17 protein-coding genes are annotated in these 18,465 nt (G+C 74.9%); 10 read left to right on the forward strand and 7 right to left on the reverse strand.

Going from position 1 to position 18,465, the window contains the following annotated elements:
* Positions 1–82: 82 nt before the first annotated feature.
* Complete coding sequence (locus J4557_RS36230) at positions 83–613, reverse strand: MarR family winged helix-turn-helix transcriptional regulator (protein WP_208271306.1); 531 nt, start codon at positions 611–613, stop codon at positions 83–85.
* Between the two features lie 116 nt (positions 614–729).
* On the opposite strand from J4557_RS36230, the gene J4557_RS36235 reads away from it, so the two are divergent.
* Positions 730–2,466 (forward strand): pyruvate dehydrogenase, encoded by a 1,737-nt coding sequence (locus J4557_RS36235; RefSeq protein ID WP_208271307.1) that lies wholly within the window; start codon positions 730–732, stop codon positions 2,464–2,466.
* Between the two features lie 42 nt (positions 2,467–2,508).
* Here the strand turns inward: J4557_RS36235 and J4557_RS36240 are convergent, their stop codons facing one another.
* A complete protein-coding gene (locus J4557_RS36240; RefSeq protein ID WP_208271308.1) occupies positions 2,509–3,420 on the reverse strand; it encodes a LysR family transcriptional regulator in 912 nt (303 codons plus the stop codon).
* 164 nt (positions 3,421–3,584) lie between these two features.
* Here J4557_RS36240 and J4557_RS36245 point away from each other — a divergent pair, with 164 nt between their 5' ends.
* The 6 genes from J4557_RS36245 (at position 3,585) to J4557_RS36270 (ending at position 8,412) form a co-directional block, all read left to right on the forward strand.
* Positions 3,585–4,910 carry an MFS transporter gene (locus tag J4557_RS36245; protein ID WP_208271309.1) on the forward strand — a complete coding sequence of 442 codons (1,326 nt, stop codon included), beginning with the start codon at positions 3,585–3,587 and terminating at the stop codon, positions 4,908–4,910.
* A gap of 96 nt (positions 4,911–5,006) precedes the next feature.
* Positions 5,007–5,345: a helix-turn-helix domain-containing protein gene (locus J4557_RS36250; protein WP_208271350.1), complete on the forward strand. Its 339-nt coding sequence runs from the start codon at positions 5,007–5,009 to the stop codon at positions 5,343–5,345.
* 49 nt (positions 5,346–5,394) lie between these two features.
* Entirely contained in the window at positions 5,395–5,802 is a 408-nt protein-coding gene (locus J4557_RS36255) for a VOC family protein (RefSeq protein ID WP_208271310.1), read from the forward strand.
* 59 nt (positions 5,803–5,861) lie between these two features.
* A complete protein-coding gene (locus tag J4557_RS51870; protein WP_208271311.1) occupies positions 5,862–7,037 on the forward strand; it encodes a sensor histidine kinase in 1,176 nt (391 codons plus the stop codon).
* Positions 7,034–7,705, forward strand: a complete 672-nt coding sequence (locus J4557_RS36265) for a response regulator transcription factor (RefSeq protein ID WP_208271312.1) — start codon at positions 7,034–7,036, stop codon at positions 7,703–7,705. The genes J4557_RS51870 and J4557_RS36265 overlap by 4 nt, the downstream gene beginning before the upstream one ends.
* Positions 7,706–7,785: 80 nt before the next feature.
* Positions 7,786–8,412 carry a hypothetical protein gene (locus tag J4557_RS36270; protein WP_208271313.1) on the forward strand — a complete coding sequence of 209 codons (627 nt, stop codon included), beginning with the start codon at positions 7,786–7,788 and terminating at the stop codon, positions 8,410–8,412.
* Here the strand turns inward: J4557_RS36270 and J4557_RS36275 are convergent.
* Positions 8,405–8,998, reverse strand: coding sequence for a TetR/AcrR family transcriptional regulator (locus J4557_RS36275; protein WP_208271314.1), 594 nt, complete (start codon positions 8,996–8,998; stop codon positions 8,405–8,407). The genes J4557_RS36270 and J4557_RS36275 overlap by 8 nt on opposite strands.
* Before the next feature lie 182 nt (positions 8,999–9,180).
* Between J4557_RS36275 and J4557_RS36280 the strand changes: the two genes are divergently transcribed.
* A complete protein-coding gene (locus J4557_RS36280; protein WP_208271351.1) occupies positions 9,181–10,833 on the forward strand; it encodes an MDR family MFS transporter in 1,653 nt (550 codons plus the stop codon).
* A gap of 194 nt (positions 10,834–11,027) precedes the next feature.
* Positions 11,028–12,647 carry an AMP-binding protein gene (locus J4557_RS36285; RefSeq protein ID WP_208271315.1) on the forward strand — a complete coding sequence of 540 codons (1,620 nt, stop codon included), beginning with the start codon at positions 11,028–11,030 and terminating at the stop codon, positions 12,645–12,647.
* Between the two features lie 30 nt (positions 12,648–12,677).
* Here J4557_RS36285 and J4557_RS36290 read toward each other — a convergent pair whose 3' ends face one another.
* Positions 12,678–13,124 carry an ATP-binding protein gene (locus J4557_RS36290; protein ID WP_208271352.1) on the reverse strand — a complete coding sequence of 149 codons (447 nt, stop codon included), beginning with the start codon at positions 13,122–13,124 and terminating at the stop codon, positions 12,678–12,680.
* A 508-nt stretch (positions 13,125–13,632) separates the two neighbouring features.
* Between J4557_RS36290 and J4557_RS36295 the strand changes: the two genes are divergently transcribed.
* Positions 13,633–14,832, forward strand: a complete 1,200-nt coding sequence (locus J4557_RS36295) for a hypothetical protein (RefSeq protein ID WP_208271316.1) — start codon at positions 13,633–13,635, stop codon at positions 14,830–14,832.
* Between the two features lie 3 nt (positions 14,833–14,835).
* Here J4557_RS36295 and J4557_RS51220 read toward each other — a convergent pair whose 3' ends face one another.
* From J4557_RS51220 to J4557_RS36310, 3 genes are all read right to left on the reverse strand, one after another.
* The gene (locus J4557_RS51220) at positions 14,836–15,450 is read right to left on the reverse strand and encodes a DUF4232 domain-containing protein (protein WP_208271317.1); all 615 of its coding nucleotides are present in this window, start codon (positions 15,448–15,450) and stop codon (positions 14,836–14,838) included.
* Positions 15,451–15,599: 149 nt separating this feature from the next.
* On the reverse strand, positions 15,600–16,877 hold the full coding sequence (locus J4557_RS36305; protein ID WP_208271318.1) for a PucR family transcriptional regulator: 1,278 nt from the start codon (positions 16,875–16,877) through the stop codon (positions 15,600–15,602).
* Between the two features lie 416 nt (positions 16,878–17,293).
* The gene (locus J4557_RS36310; RefSeq protein WP_208271319.1) at positions 17,294–18,439 is read right to left on the reverse strand and encodes a serine hydrolase domain-containing protein; all 1,146 of its coding nucleotides are present in this window, start codon (positions 18,437–18,439) and stop codon (positions 17,294–17,296) included.
* Positions 18,440–18,465 lie beyond the last annotated feature (26 nt).

The raw sequence follows: 18,465 nt of genomic DNA on the forward strand, positions 1-18,465 counted from the left end.
CGGGGCCGGAGCGGCCCGGAGCGGCCCGGAGCAGGCCGGAGGCCGGAGCCGGCCGGAGCGGGCCGGAGTCAGGGGCGGCGGGTCAGCTCCGCTCGCGGACGTCGAACCGGTGCCGGCCCTCGATCAGCTTGTCCAGCAGCATGATCAGTATCCGCTGCTCGGTCTCGGTGAGCACGCCCGCCCACTGCCGCTCCCGCTCGTGCTGGCCCGCGAAGATCTCCAGCATCCGGCGGCGGCCGTCCTCGGTCAGCGACAGGATCACCGAGCGGCCGTCCCGCTCGCCCGGCGAGCGCACCATCATCCCGTCCGCCACCAGCGTCTTCGCCAGGTTCGACACGGCGGCGCGGCTCATCCCGGCCAGGGTCGCGGCGCGGCCCGGCTCCAGCGGACCGGCGAGCCAGGTGACGAACAGCAGCCGGAACCCGGCCCAGGAGTGCCCGCGCGGCCGGTGCACCGTGGACTCCAGGTCGTAGGTGACGATGGCGGACGCCCGGTTCAGCGTCAGCAGCAGCCGGGTCGCGAGCCGGTCCGGGAAGCCGAACTCGTCCGCCAGCCGGCCTCCGGCGAGGTCGACGAACGACCAGAAGTCGAGGTCCTCGCGCTCGTCGTCCATGGTCGCCAGCCTAGCCCCGCGGCCCGGAAAGTGATTCACGGTTTGATCAGTCTGCGACGTGTCGCCGCGACGATCACGGGCAGGTCTCCCCGTGCACACGGCGAGTTGGGGGGATCATGGCGACGGTCGCGGACCAGTTCATCCAGGTGCTCCGCCAGGCGGGCGTCCGGCGGATCTACGGCGTGGTGGGCGACAGCCTCAACCCGGTCGTCGACGCGGTGCGCCGCACCGGCGGCGACATCGAGTGGGTGCACGTCCGCAACGAGGAGGCCGGCGCGTTCGCCGCCGCCGCCGAGGCGCAGACGACCGGGCGGCTCGCGGTCTGCGCGGGCAGCTGCGGGCCCGGCAACACCCACCTGATCCAGGGCCTCTACGACGCGCACCGCTCCGGCGCGCCCGTCCTCGCGCTGGCCTCGCAGATCCCGAGCACCCAGATCGGCAGCGGCTACTTCCAGGAGACGCACCCCGAGCGGCTGTTCACCGAGTGCAGCCACTACTGCGAGCTGATCAACGGGCCGGGGCAGATGCCGCGCATCCTGCGGACGGCGATCCAGCACGCGGTCGGCCTCGGCGGCGTCGCGGTCCTCGCCCTGTCGGGCGACGTCGCCAGCCAGGACGCCCAGAACCCGACCGGCGAGCACGACTTCCTCGTCCGCAAGGGCATCGTGAAGCCGCCCGCCGACCAGGTCGACCAGCTGGCCCACGCCCTCAACCGGGCGCGGAAGCCGATGCTGTTCTGCGGGTCCGGCGTGCAGAACGCGCATTCCGAGGTCATGCAGCTCGCGCACAGGCTGCTGTCGCCGATCGGGCACGCGCTGCGCGGCAAGGAATGGATCCAGTACGACAACCCGTTCGACGTCGGAATGAGCGGGCTTCTCGGTTACGGCGCCTGCTACGAGGCGATGCAGGAGGCCGACCTCGTCCTCATGCTCGGCACGGACTTCCCCTACGACCCGTTCCTTCCGGGCCGCCACACCATCCAGATCGACGACGATCCCGCCAAGCTGGGGCGCCGCACGCCGCTCACGCTCGCCGTCCACGGCGACGTCGGGGAGACGCTCCGCCTCGTCCTGGACAAGGTCGAGCAGAAAACCGACCAGTCCTATCTCGACGAGATGCTGCACCGGCACACGCGCGCCTTGGAGGGCGTCGTCTCCGCCTACACGCGCGACATCGAGAAGCACATCCCGATCCATCCCGAATACGTCGCGGACGTCCTCGACGACCTCGCCGCCGACGACGCGATCTTCACCGTCGACACCGGAATGTGCAACGTCTGGGTCGCCCGCTACATCACGCCGAACGGCCGCCGCCGCGTCATGGGCTCGTTCGTCCACGGCTCGATGGCGAACGCCCTGCCGCACGCGATCGGCGCGCAGTACGGCGCGCCCGGCCGCCAGGTCGTCTCGGTCTCCGGTGACGGCGGCCTCGGCATGCTGCTCGGCGAGCTGCTCACCGTGCGGCTGCACCGCATCCCCATCAAGATCATTTTGTTCAACAACGCGTCGCTCGGCATGGTCCGGCTGGAGATGATGGTGGACGGCCTGCCCTCCTACGAGACCGACCACGAGGCCGTCGACTACGCCGCCATCGCGCGGGCCGCGGGCATCGAGGCCGCCCGCGTCGAGCGGCCCGCCGACGTCCGCCCGGCGATGGCCGCCGCGCTCGCCGCGCCCGGCCCGTACCTGCTGGACGTCGTCACCGACCCGAACGCCCTGTCCATCCCGCCGCACATCACCCCGCAGCAGGTGAAGGGCTTCGCGCTCGCCGCCGGCAAGACCGTCCTCACCGGCGGCGTCGGCAAGATGCTCGACCTGGCCCGCAGCAATCTCCGCAACATCCCCCGCCGCTGACCGCGCCCACGCGCCTGCTCACGCGCCTGCTCACGCGCCTGCTCACGCGTCGTGCGCGCGCGGGCCGGCGGCGGCCATGGCGCGGGCGTGCGCGACGAGGCGCAGCAGCGCCGGATCGCGGTTGCCGCGATGCCAGGCGAGCGCGATCGGGACGGTCGGGACGGGATCGGCGAACCGCCGCGTGACGACGCCGGGGACGTGCAGCGTGCCCGCCTTGCCTTCGGTGATGAACGTGATGCCGTGCCCCGCCGCCACGGCGTGCAGCATCCGCTCCTCCTCGGGCTCCCAGTGCGCGACGGGCGGCCGGACGCCCTCGCCGAAGACCTGGTCGAGCATCCGGTCCCACATGCCGGGGCCGTGCTCGCGCGGCCACCAGACCAGCGGGCGGCCCGCCACGTCGGCGGTGCGGAGCCGCCGCTTGCGGGCCAGCGGGTCGTCGCCGCGGACGGCCGCCACGACGGGCTCGTCGCCGATCTCCAGGACGGCCAGGTCGTCGCGCAGGTCGATGGGCGGCCGGACGATGGCCGCGTCGATGGCCCGCTCGCGCAGCCGCTGCTCGTGCAGGACGGTGAAGCCGCTGGTGAGCTGGACCTCGACGCCGGGGTGCGCGGCGCGGAACCCGTCGACGAGGTCGGTGACGGCGCCGCCGGGCGCGGAGCGGGTGAGGCTGAGGGTGAGGCGCCCGGCCTCCCCGGTCCCGTGCCGCCGCACCAGGTCGGCGGCGGCGTCGGCGCGGGCGAGGACGTCGCGGGCGGCGGGCAGCAGCGCGGCCCCCGCCCCGGTCAGCGCCACGCCGCGCCGGTTGCGGGCGAACAGCTCCGCGCCGAGCTCGCGTTCGAGCGCCTTGATCTGCTGGCTCAGCCCCGGCTGGGCGACGTGCAGCCGCTGCGCGGCGCGGCCGTAGTGCAGCTCCTCGGCGACCGCCACGAAGTACCGCAGATGCCGCAATTCCATGCCGCCGACGATAGCCGGTGATAACCCTCGCTTCTCACAGGAGAAGAACCTGAACTTGGACGCGGTGTCCGCGCACGTGGCGGAATGGCCCCATGGTCACCGTAACGACAAGCCCGCGCGCCGCCGGGACGGCCGGCGCACGGCAATGGACAGCCCTCGGTTCCGTGCTGCTCGCCACGTTCATGGGGCTGCTGGACGCGAGCATCGTGACGGTCGCCGTCCCGTCCATCCAGCACGGGCTGGGCGCCTCGTTCGGCGAGGTCCAGTTCGTCGCCGCCGGGTACACCCTCGCCTACGCGGTCGGGCTGGTGACCGGCGGGCGCCTCGGCGACCTGTACGGGCGGCGGCGCAGCTTCCTGACCGGGGTCGTGCTGTTCCTCGTCACCTCGGTGCTGTGCGCGGCGGCGCCGTCCGCGCCGCTGCTGATCGGGGCGCGCGTGCTCCAGGGCCTGGCCGCCGCGGTGATGCTGCCGCAGGTGCTGTCGATCGTCCAGGCGTCCTTCACCGGCCCGGCGCGGGCGAGCGCCCTCGGGCTGTACGGGGCGACGATCGGGCTGGCGTCGATCTCCGGGCAGATCGTCGGCGGCGCCCTGCTCGCCTGGAACCCGCTCGGGCTCGGCTGGCGGTCGGCGTTCCTCGTCAACGTGCCGATCGGGCTGGTCGCCCTGGCCGTCGCGGGCGCGACCGTCGCCGAGGGGCGCGGCGCGCGCTCCCGGCTCGACCTCGGCGGCGCGGGCCTCCTCGGGGCCGCCCTCGTCGGGCTGCTGCTCCCGGCCGCGCTGGGGTGGCCGGTGTGGAGCCTGCCGTTCCCGCCGGCGGGGCTGGCGCTGCTCGCCGCCTTCGGCGCCTTCGAGCGGCGGCAGGCGAACCCGCTGGTGCCGATGCGGCTGCTCGCCCAGCGGCGGATGGTGCGGGGGCTGCTCACCGTCCTCGCCTTCTACGCGGGCAACGCCGGGCTGTTCCTCCTGCTGGCCTACCACCTGCAGGCGGGGCTCGGGCAGAGCCCGCTGCACAGCGGGCTGATCTTCGCGCCGCTGGGCGTCGGGTTCGCGGTCGCCAGCCTGGCCGGGCGCAGCCGCGCCGCGCTGGTGCCGGGCGCCGCCCTGATGGGGGCCAGCCTCACCGCCGTGCTGCTGATCGTCGCCACCGTCCCGGGGCACGCGCAGATCGGCTGGCTGCTGCCCGCGCTGGCGGTCTCGGGGATCGGCGAGGGGCTGGTCGCCGCGCCGCTGATCGGCCGGGTCCTCGCCGGGGTCGACCCGGCGGACGGCGGTGCCGCGAGCGGCGTCCTGCTCACCGCCACGCAGGTCGCGAACGCCTCGGGCGTCGCGCTGATCGGCGGCCTGTTCGCGGGGGCGCTCGGCGCGGCCCCCGGCACGCCCGGCACCGCCCTGTCCGCCTACGACCACGCCACCGTGGTCACGACCGCGGCGGTGCTGGCCCTGGCCGTCCTGACGGGCCTTCTCGCCCGCACCCTCACCGACCGCTGAGACCCCGCGCCCCCGTACCGCCCGGCATGGTGGGATGGGGGCGTGAGCCGTGCCGTGGAGGAGAACAACCGCAGGCTGCTGCGGGCGCGGGACGCGATGGACCGCGCCTACGCGCAGCCGTTGGACGTCCCGGCCCTGGCCCGGATCGCCCACGTGTCCCCGGCGCACTTCACCCGCGCGTTCCGGGCGGCCTTCGGCGAGACGCCGCACCGCTACCTGCAGCGCCGCCGCGTCGAGCGGGCGATGTTCCTGCTGCGGGAGACCGACCGCAGCGTGACGGACATCTGCTTCGAGGTCGGCTTCGGCAGCCTGGGCACGTTCAGCCGCACGTTCAGCGCCATCGTCGGGCGGTCGCCCCGCGAGTACCGGCGGGAGGCGGCGGCCGTCGACGTGCCGATCTGCTTCGTCAAGGCGTGGACGCGGCCCAGCAACTGAGCAGTTTCGGATAAGTCTTCCGCGGGGCCCGCTCACTACCGTTGACCTCATGTTCAACGCGATCACGCATTCCCAGATCTACGTCCTGGACCAGGACGAGGCTCTCGACTTCTACGTCGGCAAGCTCGGCCTGGAGGTCAGCGCCGACGTCGACATGGGCTTCATGCGCTGGCTGACCGTCAGCGTCCCCGGCGACTCCGAGCGCCACATCCTGCTGGAGCGGCCCGGCCCGCCGTCGCTGTCGGACGAGACGGCCGAGCAGGTCCGCGAGCTGCTGACCAAGGGCGCGATGGGCGGCCACCTCATCTTCGGCACGGACGACTGCCGCAAGACCTACGAGACGCTGCGGGACCGCGGCGTGGAGTTCACCGAGGAGCCCACCGAGCGCCCGTACGGCATCGACGCCGCCCTCCGCGACCCGTTCGGCAACAGCATCCGCTTCACCCAGCGGGTCTGACCGCCTCCGGACGGGCCCGCCCGCGAGCCGCGCGCGGGGTTCGTCCCTAGGGTGGTGCCGTGGGGAGCATCCGGGTGCGGCACCGCTCGGTGACGGTCGCGCCCTGGGCGCTGGACGCGGCGCTCTCCGCGGCCGCCTTCGGCGTGACCGCGTACCGGATCGACACCGGCGCCGTCGAGGCGGGCGGCCGCGCCCCGGACGCCGCGGCCTACGGCATCGGGCTCGCGATGGCGGTGGCGCTGCTCGCGCGCCGCCGGTGGCCGGCGTGCGTGCTGGGCGTGGTCACCGTGCTGTGGATCGCGTACCACGCCCGCGGCTACCCGGGCGGGGCGCCGGGGGTCCCGGTGTGGGCGGCGCTGTACTCGGTCGCGGTCGCGCCCCGGCGGTGGGCGGGGCTCGTGCTGGCGGGCGTGCTGATCGTCTCGGACGCGTCGGCCCGGTCGGAGGGCGGTGCCCACCCGTTCGACGCGCTGCTGGACGGGACGACCGTGGTGTTCGCCGCGATGCTGCTGCTCGGCGACGCCGTCCGCAGCCGGCGGGAGCGGCGGGCCGAGTACGAGGCGCGGCTTGAGGCGCTCGCCGCGCGGCAGGAGGACGCCGCCGCGCGGCGCGTCGCCGAGGAGCGGATCCGGATCGCGCGGGACCTGCACGACGTCTCCGCGCACACGATCGCGGTGATCGGCGTCCAGGCGAACGTGGCCGCCGAGCTGCTGACCGAGGACCCGGAGACCGCCGGGGAGGCGCTGCGGGCGATCCGCGCGGCCGGCGCGGAGGCGATGGCGGAGCTCCGCGCGACGGTGGGCGTGCTGCGGGACGAGGACGGCGCCGAGGCGGAGGCCCCGGCTCCCGGGCTCGACCGGCTCCCCGACCTGGTGCGGAGCTACGGCTCCGCCGGGCCGCGCGTCGAGCTCGGCGTCGAGGGCGAGCGGCGCCCGCTGCCCGGCGTGGTGGAGCTGACGGCGTACCGGATCGTCCAGGAGTCCCTGGCCAACGCGCTGCGCCACGGCGGCGCGGGCGCCGTGGAGGTCCGGCTCCGGTACCGCGCGGACGGCCTGGACGTCGAGGTCGTCGACGACGGGCGCGGCGGCGCGCCGGCCGGTGACGGGTACGGGGTGCGCGGCATGGCCGAGCGCGCGGCGGCCCTCGGCGGGAGCCTGACCGCCGGGCCGGCCGGCGGGCCGGGGGAGTCCGGGTTCCGGGTGCGGGCCTGGCTGCCGTGCGGGGGGACGCGATGACGATCCGGGTGCTGCTGGCCGACGACCAGGCGCTGGTGCGGGCCGGATTCCGCGTGCTGCTGGAGCGCGCGGACGACATCGAGGTCGTCGGCGAGGCCGGGGACGGCGACGAGGCGGTCGCGCTGGCCCGCGCGCGGCGGCCGGACGTCGTCCTGATGGACGTGCGGATGCCGGGCTGCGACGGGCTCGCGGCGACGCGGCGGATCGTGGCGGACGCGGGGCCGTCCGGGGCGAAGGTCGTGGTGCTGACGACGTTCGACCTCGACCGGTACCTGTTCGCGGCGCTCCGGGCGGGGGCGAGCGGCTTCCTGCTGAAGGACCTGGAGCCGGACGCGCTGCGGCAGGCGGTCCGGACGGTGCACGCGGGCGACGCGCTGCTCGCGCCCCGGCTGACCCGGCGGCTGATCTCGGTGTTCGCGGACCGGGCGGGGCGGCCCGCGGTGGCGCCGGAGCGGCTGGCGGCGCTCACCGCCCGGGAGCGGGAGGTCGTGGCGCTGGTGGCGGACGGGCTGTCGGACCGGGAGATCGGCGACCGGCTGGCGATGCGTCCGGCGACGGCGAAGACGCACGTCAACCGGGCGATGGCGAAGCTCGGCGCGCGGGACCGCGCGCAGCTCGTGGTGCTCGCCTACCAGTCCGGCCTGGCCGGGGTACCGCGACCGGAGTAGGGGCCGTGCCGCGGACGCGGTAGCCGGGTGCGCCCGCGGGGCCGATGGAATCGCCGGCCCGTCTTCCTAGCGTCGGGTGCATGGATGTTCACACGAGAGTCATCGCCGGCGGCTGCCTGGTGGCGGCACCGGCCGTCCAAGGAGTGTCGACCTTCTTCTGGAACGACGGGGACCAGGGGATCGCGGCGGGCGCGCTGATCGTCGTCGCCACGGTGTTCTGGGTGACGGGGCTCGCGGCGCTGTTCCGCCTCGTCGAGGCGCGCGCGCCGCGCTACGCGGCCGTCGCGTTCCCGCTGGCGGTCTACGGCTGCGTCGGCGGCGCGGCGTTCGGGGTGCAGGCGCTGTGCGAGGAGCTGTTCGGGGTCCCGCACGACACGGCCGTGGACCTGCTCCGCGACCACCAGGCGGCGGCGGAGGCGGCGTTCTGGTTCGCGGGGCCGCTCTTCCCGATCAGCGTGTTCGTGCTCGGGGCGGTGCTGATCCGGCTGCGCCTCGTCCCGCTGCCGACCGCCGTCCTGCTGTCGGTGGGCGCGGTGCTGTTCCCGCTCAGCCGGGTGCCGCGCGAGGTCGTCGTCGCGCACCTCGCCGACCTCGTGCTCCTGCTGCCGTTCGCGCACCTCGGCGTGCTGATGGCGAGGGGACGGCTGGCGCCCGCGAGGGCGGCGGACGCGGCGGACGGGCCCGCGCCGGTGGAGGCCGTCAGGTGAAGGGGGCGGCCATCTCGGTGAGGGCCTCGTCGGTCACCTCGGCCATGGAGCGGGGCGGGTCCTGCTCGGTCCAGGCGAGGGCGCCGATGCGCAGGGCGGTCATGAAGGCGCCGGCCATGACGACGGCGCGGGTGGAGCGGGGCGGGAGCCCGTCGCGGGCGGCGACGAGGTCGGCGAGGGCCCGCTCGAACGTGGCGTAGTGCGCGAGCTGGCGGGCCAGGACGGACGGGTGAGCGCGGGCGAGGCGGGCCTGCGCCGCCCAGCGCGGGTCGGGCTCGCCGATCTCGCCCGCCAGGCCGTGGAACGCGGCGCGCAGCGCGGCCCAGGACGTCTCGCCGGGCGGGCGGGCGGCGAAGCGGTCGAGGAGGCCGCGCATGCGCTGCTCGTCGCCGTAGAGGAGGGCGTCCTCCTTGCCGTCGAAGTAGTTGGAGAACGTGCGCCGGGACACGCCGGCGGCGTCGGCGATGGCCTCGACCGTCACCTCGTCGAGGCCGTGCTCGACGGCGAGGCGCATCGCGGCCTCGTGCAGGGCCGTGCGCGTCGCCTCCTTCTTGCGCTCGCGCAGCCCGCCGGCCGGGGTCTCCATGCCGCCCAACTCTACGGGGGCCCTCGCCCGGCCGGACGAAAACTTTCTCGATGCGAAAACTTGCCCAGTGGGAATAATGTGGGCCGCTGACGCCTTGTACACGGCGTTCCCGCCCACCACCCCGGAGGCGTCCCTTGACCGTGTCCGCCGACCAGCCGGCCCCGCCGGCGCCGTCCGCGACGATGTCGCGCAGATCGATCTTCGAGGCGCTCAGCGGCCTGCTGCTGGTGCTCTTCGTCGCGATGCTGAGCGAGACCGTCGTGTCCACCGCCCTGCCGCAGATCATCGGCGCGCTCAAGGGCAGCCAGTCCCAGTACACCTGGGTCGTCACCGCGACCCTGCTGACCGCCACCGCGAGCACCCCGATCTGGGGCAAGCTCGCCGACCTCTACGACAAGAAGCGGCTGCTCCAGGCGTCGATCGTCATCTTCGTCGTCGCGTCGATCGCGTCCGGGTTCGCGCGGAACGGCGCCGAGCTCATCGCGTTCCGCGCCCTGCAGGGGCTCGGCGTCGGCGCGCTGCAGATCCTCGTCCAGATCGTCATGGCGGCGATGATCAGCCCCCGCGACCGGGGCCGCTACTACGGCTACCTCGGCGCGGTCATGGCGGTCGCCACCGTCGGCGGCCCGCTGCTCGGCGGGCTGATCGTCGACACGTCCTGGCTCGGCTGGCGCTGGTGCTTCCTGATCGGCGTGCCGTTCTCCGCGGTGGCGTTCGCGCTGCTGCAGAAGACGCTGAAGCTGCCGGTGGTCCGGCGCGGCGACGTGAAGATCGACTACTGGGGCGCGGCGCTGCTGGCCGGCGGCGTCAGCCTGCTGCTGATCTGGGTGACCTTCGTCGGCGACACGTTCGCCTGGCTGTCCTGGCAGACCGGCGCGATGGTCGGCGCGGGCCTGCTCGTCCTGGCCGCCGCCGTCCGGGTCGAGGCGAAGGTGCCGGAGCCGATCGTCCCGCTCGGCATCGTCGCCCGCCGCAACACGGCCCTGGCGATCCTCGCCAGCCTCGCGGTCGGCATGGCGATGTTCGGCGGCGCGGTCTTCCTCGGCCAGTACTTCCAGATCGGCCGCGGCTACAGCCCGACCGAGGCGGGCCTGCTCACGATCCCGATGATGGTCGGCGTGCTCGGCTCGTCCACGGTCGTCGGCCGGCTCACCACCCGGACCGGCAAGGTCAAGGGCTACATCGTCGCCGGGACGGTCGTGCTCACCGCCGGGTTCGCGGCGCTGGCGACCATCGACCAGCACACCTCGCTGGTGTTCGTCGGCGCGGGCATGTTCCTGGTCGGCGCGGGCGTCGGCATGGCGATGCAGAACCTCGTCCTCGTCGTGCAGAACTCGGTGCACCTGCACGAGATCGGCGCGGCGAGCGGCACCGTCACGTTCTTCCGCTCCCTCGGCGGGACGATCGGCGTCTCGGTCCTCGGCGCCGTGCTGGCGAACCGGGTGTCGGGCGACATCGCCCACGGGCTGTCCCGCCTCGGCGTGAGCCCGTCCGCGAGCGGCGACACCGGGAACCTGGACGTGGGCGCGCTGCCCGGCCCGGTCCGTGAGATCGTCCGGGCCGCCTACGGCGACGCGACCGGGCACATCTTCCTGTTCTCCGCGCTGATCGCGGTGGTCGGGATCGCCGCGGCGGCGTTCCTCAAGCCGGTGACGCTGCGCGACAGCCTCGACCTGGACACCGCCGCGTCCCTGCCAGACGGCGCGGCGCCCGCCTCCGCGCCCGCCGGTGCGGTCCCGGCCGCCGGTGCGGTCGAGGTCGCCGGTGCGGTCGAGGTCACCGGGGCGGCGGTGCCCGCCACCGCCACCGAGACCGGAGGTCCGGCGAGCCGGTAGCTCCACCGGGGTCAAGGGCCGGCGGGCCGCCGCGTTCGACGCGGCGGCCCGCCGCCGCGTCATGGCCGCCCGCGCGTTGTCAGGAGCCTGACAAGCGCCCGCCGGAACACCTGGGTTGAGTCGCAAGAGCCGCGCGGCCCGCCGTCCGTACGGTCGAAGCCCCACTGGAGCACGCGGCGGACCGGGAGCGGCAGATGAGCGGACGATCGGAGTTCGGGCGGCGCACCGCGTCGGTCGCGCGGGCGGGCGAGATGTTCGTCCGCAGCGGGCTGTGGCGCCCCGGGCCGCCGCTCCGGGTCGCCCGCCAGCTCGGCGCGCTGCGCCGCTGGGGCACCCTGCTCGGCGGGACGGTCGCGTCCGCCGCCGCCCGCGACCCGGACGCCGTCGCGATCGCCGACGACCACGGCGAGCTGACGTACGGGCAGGTCGACGCCCGCACCGACCGGCTCGCCGCCGCGCTGCGCCGGATCGGCGGGACGCCCCGCGTCGCGGTCCTGTGCCGCAACCACCGCGGCATGGTCGAGACGCTCGCCGCCTGCGGGAAGGCCGGCGCGGATCTCGTCATGCTGAACACCGGGATGGGCACCGGCCAGCTCGTGGCGGTCGTCCGGCAGCAGGAGGCCGACGTGGTGATCGCGGACGAGGAGTTCGGCGCGTTCCTGAGCGCGCTGCCGAAGACGGTCCGGGCCGTCACCGCCGGGTCGCCGGACGCGGAGCTGGAGACGCTCATCGCGACGGCGCCCGCCGGGCCGCTGGAGCCGCCGGGCCGCACCGGCCGGACGATCGTGCTCAGCTCCGGCACGACGGGCCGCCCGAAGGGCGCCGACCGCCGCTCCCGCCCCGGGCTGCAACCCCTCACGTCGATCCTGTCGCGCATCCCGTACCGGGTGCACGAGCGGATGCTCATCGAGGCGCCGCTCTTCCACACCTGGGGATACGCGATGCTGCAGGTCGCGGTGTCGCTGCGCGCCACGATCGTGCTGCGCGCCCGGTTCGACCCCGAGCTGACGCTGCGGTCGGCCGAGGCGACCGGCGCGACGGCGCTCGTCGCCGTCCCCGTCATGCTCCAGCGGATCATGGACCTGCCGGACGCCGTCCGCGCGAAGCACGACACGTCGGCGCTGCGGATCGCGGCCGTCAGCGGCTCGGCACTGCCCGCGTCGCTCGCGACCGCGTTCATGGACGCGTTCGGCGACGTCCTCTACAACCTGTACGGGTCGACGGAGGCATCCTGGGTCACCATCGCCACCCCCGCCGACCTGCGCGCCCACCCCGACACCGCGGGCACCCCGCCGCCCGGCACCCGCGTCGCGGTCCTCGACGACGACGGCCGCCCCGTCCCGCCCGGCACCACCGGGCGCATCTTCGCCGCGAACGAGCTGATGTTCGCCGGCTACACCAGCGGCGACACCAAGGAGATGCGCGACGGGCTGATGAGCCTCGGCGACCTCGGGCACCTCGACGCCGACGGGCGCCTGTTCGTGCACGGCCGCGACGACGACATGATCGTGTCCGGCGGCGAGAACGTCTTCCCCACCGCGATCGAGGAGGCCGTCGCGGCGCTGCCGCAGGTCCGCGAGGTCGCGGTGACCGGCGTGCCGGACGAGGAGTTCGGGCAGCGCGCCGCCGCCTACGTCGTGCTCCGCGACGGCGAGACGCTCGACGCCGACGCCGTCCGCGCGCAGGTCCGCGACCGCCTCGCCCGCTTCGCGGTGCCCCGCGACGTGCACTTCCTGGACGCCCTGCCCCGCAACGCCACCGGCAAGGTCGTCCGCCGAGCCCTCACCCCACCCCCTGACCCCGGACACGCCTGAGCCGCCGGGCACGGGCGGGGACGCGGAGCGCTAGCGGAGCGGGGAACGGTCCGTCCGTCGCGACGCGGGCTCCAGGAGGCCGTCCCCCGGGGAGACGGCGTCCCCCTGGGAGATCTCGAACCAGAGGCGGGTGCGGCGGGGGGTCTGGTCGAGGCCCCACTCGTCGGCGAGGGCGTCGATGACGGTGAGGCCGCGGCCGTGGTCGATGCGGCGGCGGCCGTGCAGGTCGTCCTGGACGGGGCCCTCGTCGGACACCTCGACGCGCACCCGCCGCCCGTCGGTCTCGACGGCGACCGTGATGGCGCCGCTGCCGTGCAGGACGGCGTTGGCGATCGCCTCGGCGGCCATCAGCTCGACGTCGTCGAGGAGCTCGTCCCGCGCGACGACCTTCGCGGCCAGCTCGCGCACGGTCCGCCGCGCCCGCCGGCCCTCCGCCGGGTCGCCGACGAAGCCGAACGGTTCACCGAGCCGTTCCATCGCAGTCACCGCATCACCACATCGAGTCGGAAGCGCACTGCAATCATTCACCTGCGGTGCGTGATCGGGCAATGCGCCGGACGAGTCGATCCGCGTCTTTGTGGGACGCGCCCGCCGGACCGGGCGCCGCGCCCCCGCGTCGGGGACGCGCGTACCCCCGGCCGGGACCGGTCCAATGCCCGGTCATCGACTTCTCCGCGGGAGCCTACGGTATGGATCACCGCGCCATCGCCGCCTTGCGAAAATGGTGAACCGCCGCGCCCGCACGGCTCATTCGCCCGCACGAGCGGGCGCCGAGCCGGTCGTTCGAACGTCCGATGCGGGATCACTCACCCGGACGCACAAAAACGGCAGATTCTCCGTGCCCGGGGTCCAATCGCCGGACGCCCTCGCCATGTCACCATCCGTTCCGTCAGCGTTCGTTGCCCGGCGGGCGGCCGTACAGGGGGTGCCGCCGCCGGGGGCCGCCTCTGGCTCCGGACCGGGGCCCACCCCCGGAGGTGCACCCGTGAACACCAGTGAGATCGTGTGGGCCGCCGTCCTCGCCTGCACCGCGCAAGCCGTCTACTTCATCGCCTTCGTCCTGTTCAAGACGGCCGTCGGGCGGATCGGCCCGCTCGGCGGCCGGCGGCCGCTGCACGGCGCGGCGCTGCTGCTCCGCAGCCCCCGCTGGGTCGCCGGGGGCGCGGTCGTCCTCGCGGGCTTCGCGCTGTTCGCGGGCGGGCTGATCAGCCTGCCGGTGGTCGCGGCGCTGCCCGCGTACGCGGCGAGCCTCGCGCTGCTCCTCGTCGTCGGGATGAGCGGGTTCGGCGAGCGGCCCACGTCCCGGGAGTGGCTGGCCGTCGGCATCGTCGTCGCAGCGATGATCACCGCGGCGCTGTCGGTGCTGCCCGCGCGGGGCGAGACGCTCGCCGGCGCCCTGCACCGGCCGGACGGCGCCGCGGCGGCCCAGGCGCTTCCGCTGTGGAAGGCGGGGCTGGTCGTCGTCCCGTCGCTGGGGCTGCCGCTGTGGATGCTCTTCGTGCGGGACCGGCTCGTCGCCGGGCGCCACGCGCGGCCGATCACCGGCATCGCCTACGGGCTCGGCGCGGGCGTCCTGCTCGGCGCGACGGAGGTGTTCGGCCAGGGCATGGCGATGATGCTGGCCGGGCACCGGACCGCGGCGGTGCCGGCCACCCCGCACCCGTACCTGTTCGTCGCGGCGGGCGCGCTCGGGCTCGGCCTGCTGTCCATCGGCCTGCAGCGCTGCCGGCTCACCATCATCGTCACCGTCGTGACCGTCACCGCGAAGACGTACCTGCTGCTGTCGGCCACCCTGCTGTACGGCGAGCCGTGGCCGCACGCGCCGGCGCTGTTCCTGCTGCGGCTCGCGGGCGTGCTGCTGGCCGTCCTGGCGCTGCTGGCCTTCCCCCGGCACGAGGAAGGCTCCGCGCTCCAGGGCGAGCGCGGTCCCGGGCTCCGGCCTGAGCGCATCTCCGCGCCGCGTCCCGTCCGCCGCGCCGAGGCCGGACGTCCCGCCGCCGAGCGTCCGGTGGGCTGGACGGCGCCGCGCGCGACCGGCCGCTACGCCAGGACGCCCGCCCGGTTCCCGGACGGCCCGTCCGTGCGCCCCGGCACCCCGCCGGCGAGCCCGCCTCCGGCCGGGTGGCCGGTCGTCCGGCCCGTGCAGCCGCCGGACGGCCAGGTCCGCTTCCCCGCGGGCGGGTGACCGTCAGCGCGCGAGCGTCCAGGCGGTGGTCTCCAGGCGGCCGGTGTTGCCGAGGTCGAGGGGCCCGTTGGCCGGGACGACGAGGACGGGGCGCCCCGGTGCCGGGCGGACCTCCAGGTAGCTGCCGTTGACGGCGGGGACGGTCGACTCGGTGACGAGGTTGCGCCAGACGATCCCGATGCGGGCCGACCTGCCGGGCGCCACGGTCACCGGTTTCGGTCCCGGGTCCTTGATCTCGCGCGTCCCCTGCACGGCCCGGACGTCGAACGGCTGCCGCTTCTCGTCGAGGACGCGCAGGGCGGGGTAGCCGTTCAGCCGGTACGGCCGCGTGCCGCAGTTGCGCAGTTCGACCCAGGCCGCGCGCAGCCCCATCGCGGCGTCGGGCCGGTCCATCGAGAGGCTGACGCCGTCGGCGGAGCAGGCCGTCGAGGGGTTCGGCGTGGGCGACGCGAGGGTCGGGGCGGGGGACGGCCCTCCGGACGGCGCGCCGGACGCGGGCGCCGGCGGGACTCCGGACGCGGCGCCGGACCGCGTCCCGCACGCGCCCGCGGCCAGCACGGCGGCCACCGCTCCCGCCGCCACGGCAAACCGCCGCAAATCCCCCGAAAGTCCGTTCACCGCGCCATCATCCCAGATGATCAGCGGCCGGCCCGCGCCGCCGCAGGACCGGCACGACATCCCCACATTCCGTCCACACCGTGCGCGCGAACGCCGCCCGGCCCGGCCCGGCGCGGGCGGGGCCGGCGCCGGACCGGCGTGAGGCGGCCCTACTTGAGGCGGCGCAGCCTCGGGGCGGGATGGGAGACGGGCGTCGGACGGCGCGGTCCGGCGGACGGGCGCCGCGAGCGCAGGAACGCGGCGCGCAGCGCGACCTCGATGCCGAACCGGGCCTCCGGGTCGTCGAGCTCCTCGCCGAAGGTCTGCTCGATCTTGCGCATCCGGTACCGGACGGTCTGCGGGTGGATGTGCAGCAGCTCGGCGATCTCGGCGGCGGTGCCGCGGGTGACCAGCCAGGTCCGCAGGGTCTCGGTGAGCCGGTCCTGCTGGCCCGGGGTCATGCCGTCGAGGATGCCGAGCCGGCGCCGGGTCAGCTGCTCGACCAGCGCCGGGTCCGACAGCAGCCAGAGCGTGACGAGGTTCTCCTCGCACAGGACGACCTGCTCGTCGTCGAAGACGCCGTCGAGGGCGAGGGACAGGGCCTGGCGCGCCCAGCGCAGCGAGTCGGCGGCCTGCGCGGGCGGCACGGTGAGGCCGACCGCGACGCGGCGGCCCGGGACCGCCGCGTCCACCATGGCGCGGCGCGCGGCGGTGAACGGGCCGGGCATCAGCAGGTGCGGGGCGGCGCACTCCAGGTCCGCGAGGACGTCGTCGTCCAGCGCCGTCCAGACGCAGCGGGCCTCGGGTTCGACGGCGACCAGGGTGACCTCGGCGGGAACGGTCCAGCCGGCGGCCTCGGCCGCCTCGGCGACGTCGCAGCCCGGCTCGCCGACCAGGCGGTGCAGGAGGCGGCGGCGCCGGTCGTCCATCGCGGGGATGGGCCGGGCCCTCGCCTCCAGGTAGCCCTCCAGCGACAGCGCGGCGAGCTCGTCGAGGTAGACGAACAGCGCGTCGGCGAGGCGGGACATGACGGCGGAGGAGATGTCGTGGCGCGGCGCGACCTTCATGACGCGCCGCCACGCGACCTGGCCGCCGATCCGGTAGGCGGCCTGCAGGCTGTCCATGCTGCGGCCCTCGTGCGCCTCGTACTGGCCGAGCATGCGGGCGGTGCCGGCGGAGCCGTCGGGCACGGCCGGCACGCCGGGCGGGGCGCCGGGCGGCGCGGCGATCCGGTCGACGAACGCCGACAGGCTGTGCTCCACGCTGATCCGCAGGACGTGCCCGTACGGCCCGTCGATGGGACGGGCGTACTCGGGGATGGCGCGGCGGATCTCGGCGACGATCTCCTCGGCGAGGCTGGGCAGTTCGGGACGCATGATGCGGGCGAGCCGCGGCGGGAGCGGGGCCGAGCGCTCGGCGAGACCTCCAGGGTCGAGGGTTCTGGTCATCGGACACCTCCGTCACCGCGTTCCGCGCGGGCCGGGGAGCGGGGGGTCGGGGTGGGGTCGCCCCTCCCGACCCGGCACGCGCGGGCGGCGGTAGTTCGAGGCCGCGGGCGGGGGTGGGACGCGCTGAGCGGGGACCCCCGCGCGCCTGCCGTCCGCGGTCCAGGACGTTTCGACGGTACGCAGGGGCACGGGGGGCGTTCTGTAGAGCAAAAGAACAAATCACGGTGGCCGCTGCTCATCTGCTTATAACCGGCCGCGTGGACCGCGATCTGGGCGCCTGACCTGCTGGCCGTCTGAAAAGTGCCGAATATCAGGCGATCTCCCGATTATTTATCGCCGGTTGTTAGAAGAAGATTCAGATTCGGCGGCCGCCCCGTCCGTCCGGACGAGGCGGCCGGCGCGCGGCGCCCTGCGGGTCAGCCGCAGAAGGCGGTCTCGGCGGCCTTGGCGAGGTCCGCGCGGAACGTCTTGTCGTACTCGAACTTCGACTCGTTGTAGGTGATGATCGCCTGGCGGCGGCCGTCGGCGCTGGTGTAGGTCCACGTCCGGTAGCCGGGGAAGCCGCCGTCGTGGCCCCATCCGTACCCGCAGGAGAACCTGATGCGGGCGGCGCCGAGGCCGTAGTCCTCCACCACGCCGTCGTCGTTGACGGGCCGCACGGTCCGCATCTCCCGCATCTGCTTCGCCGGGAGGAGCCGGCCGGTGAACAGGGCGCGGTGGAAGCGCGCCACGTCGTCGACCGTGCTGACGATGCCGCCGGCCGTCCGCGAGCTCGACGGGCTGATCTGCGTGCTGACGTCGCCGTAGTCGGCGTAGTAGCCGTGGACGTACGGGCCGGGGAAGCCGGGGTCCGTGGTCGGGTAGGAGGTGTGCCGCAGGCCCAGCGGCGTGAAGATCCGCCGCTGGAACTCCGTGCCGACGGGGTGCCCGGTCGCCTTCTCGATGATCATCCCGGCGAGGATGTAGTTGGTGTTGGAGTAGTTCCAGCTCGTTCCCGGCGCGTACAGCGGCGGCTTCTCCGTCGCGATGGCGATCAGCTCGGCGGGCCGCCAGGTCCGGGACGGGTCGGCCATCACGCGCGGGTCGGGCGTGTAGTCGTTCAGCCCGCTGGTCTGCGCGAGCAACTGCCGGATGGTGATCCTCGATCCGTCGTTGCCGTTCGCGTGGACCAGGCCGGGCAGCCACCTGTCGACGGTGTCGTCCAGGGACAGCCGGTGCTCGGCGGCGAGCTGCAGCACGACCGTCGAGGTGAACGTCTTGGTGACGCTGCCGACGCGGAACAGCAGCCGGGCGTCCGCCGGCGCGCCGGTCGCCTTGTCCGAGACGCCGGCGGTGACGTGCGCGACCCGGCCGCCGCGCCGCGTCATGACGATCACGCCGGGCGCACCGTCCGCGACCAGCTTGTCCGCACGCTCCTGCACCTTCGCGTCCAGCCCCTTGCCGCCCCCCGGGCGGGCGGCGGCGCTCGCGGCGCTCGCGGCGCTCGCGGCGGGCACGGCGGCGGCGGTGAGCGCGGCGCCGGCCAGCGCGGTGGACAGGACGCGGACCATCATGCGTGCCATGGGGCTCTCCTCAACGGCTCGGAAGC

Origin of the sequence: Actinomadura nitritigenes, from assembly GCF_017573545.1 — a bacterium.
Taxonomy (GTDB): Bacteria; Actinomycetota; Actinomycetes; order Streptosporangiales; family Streptosporangiaceae; genus Spirillospora; species Spirillospora nitritigenes.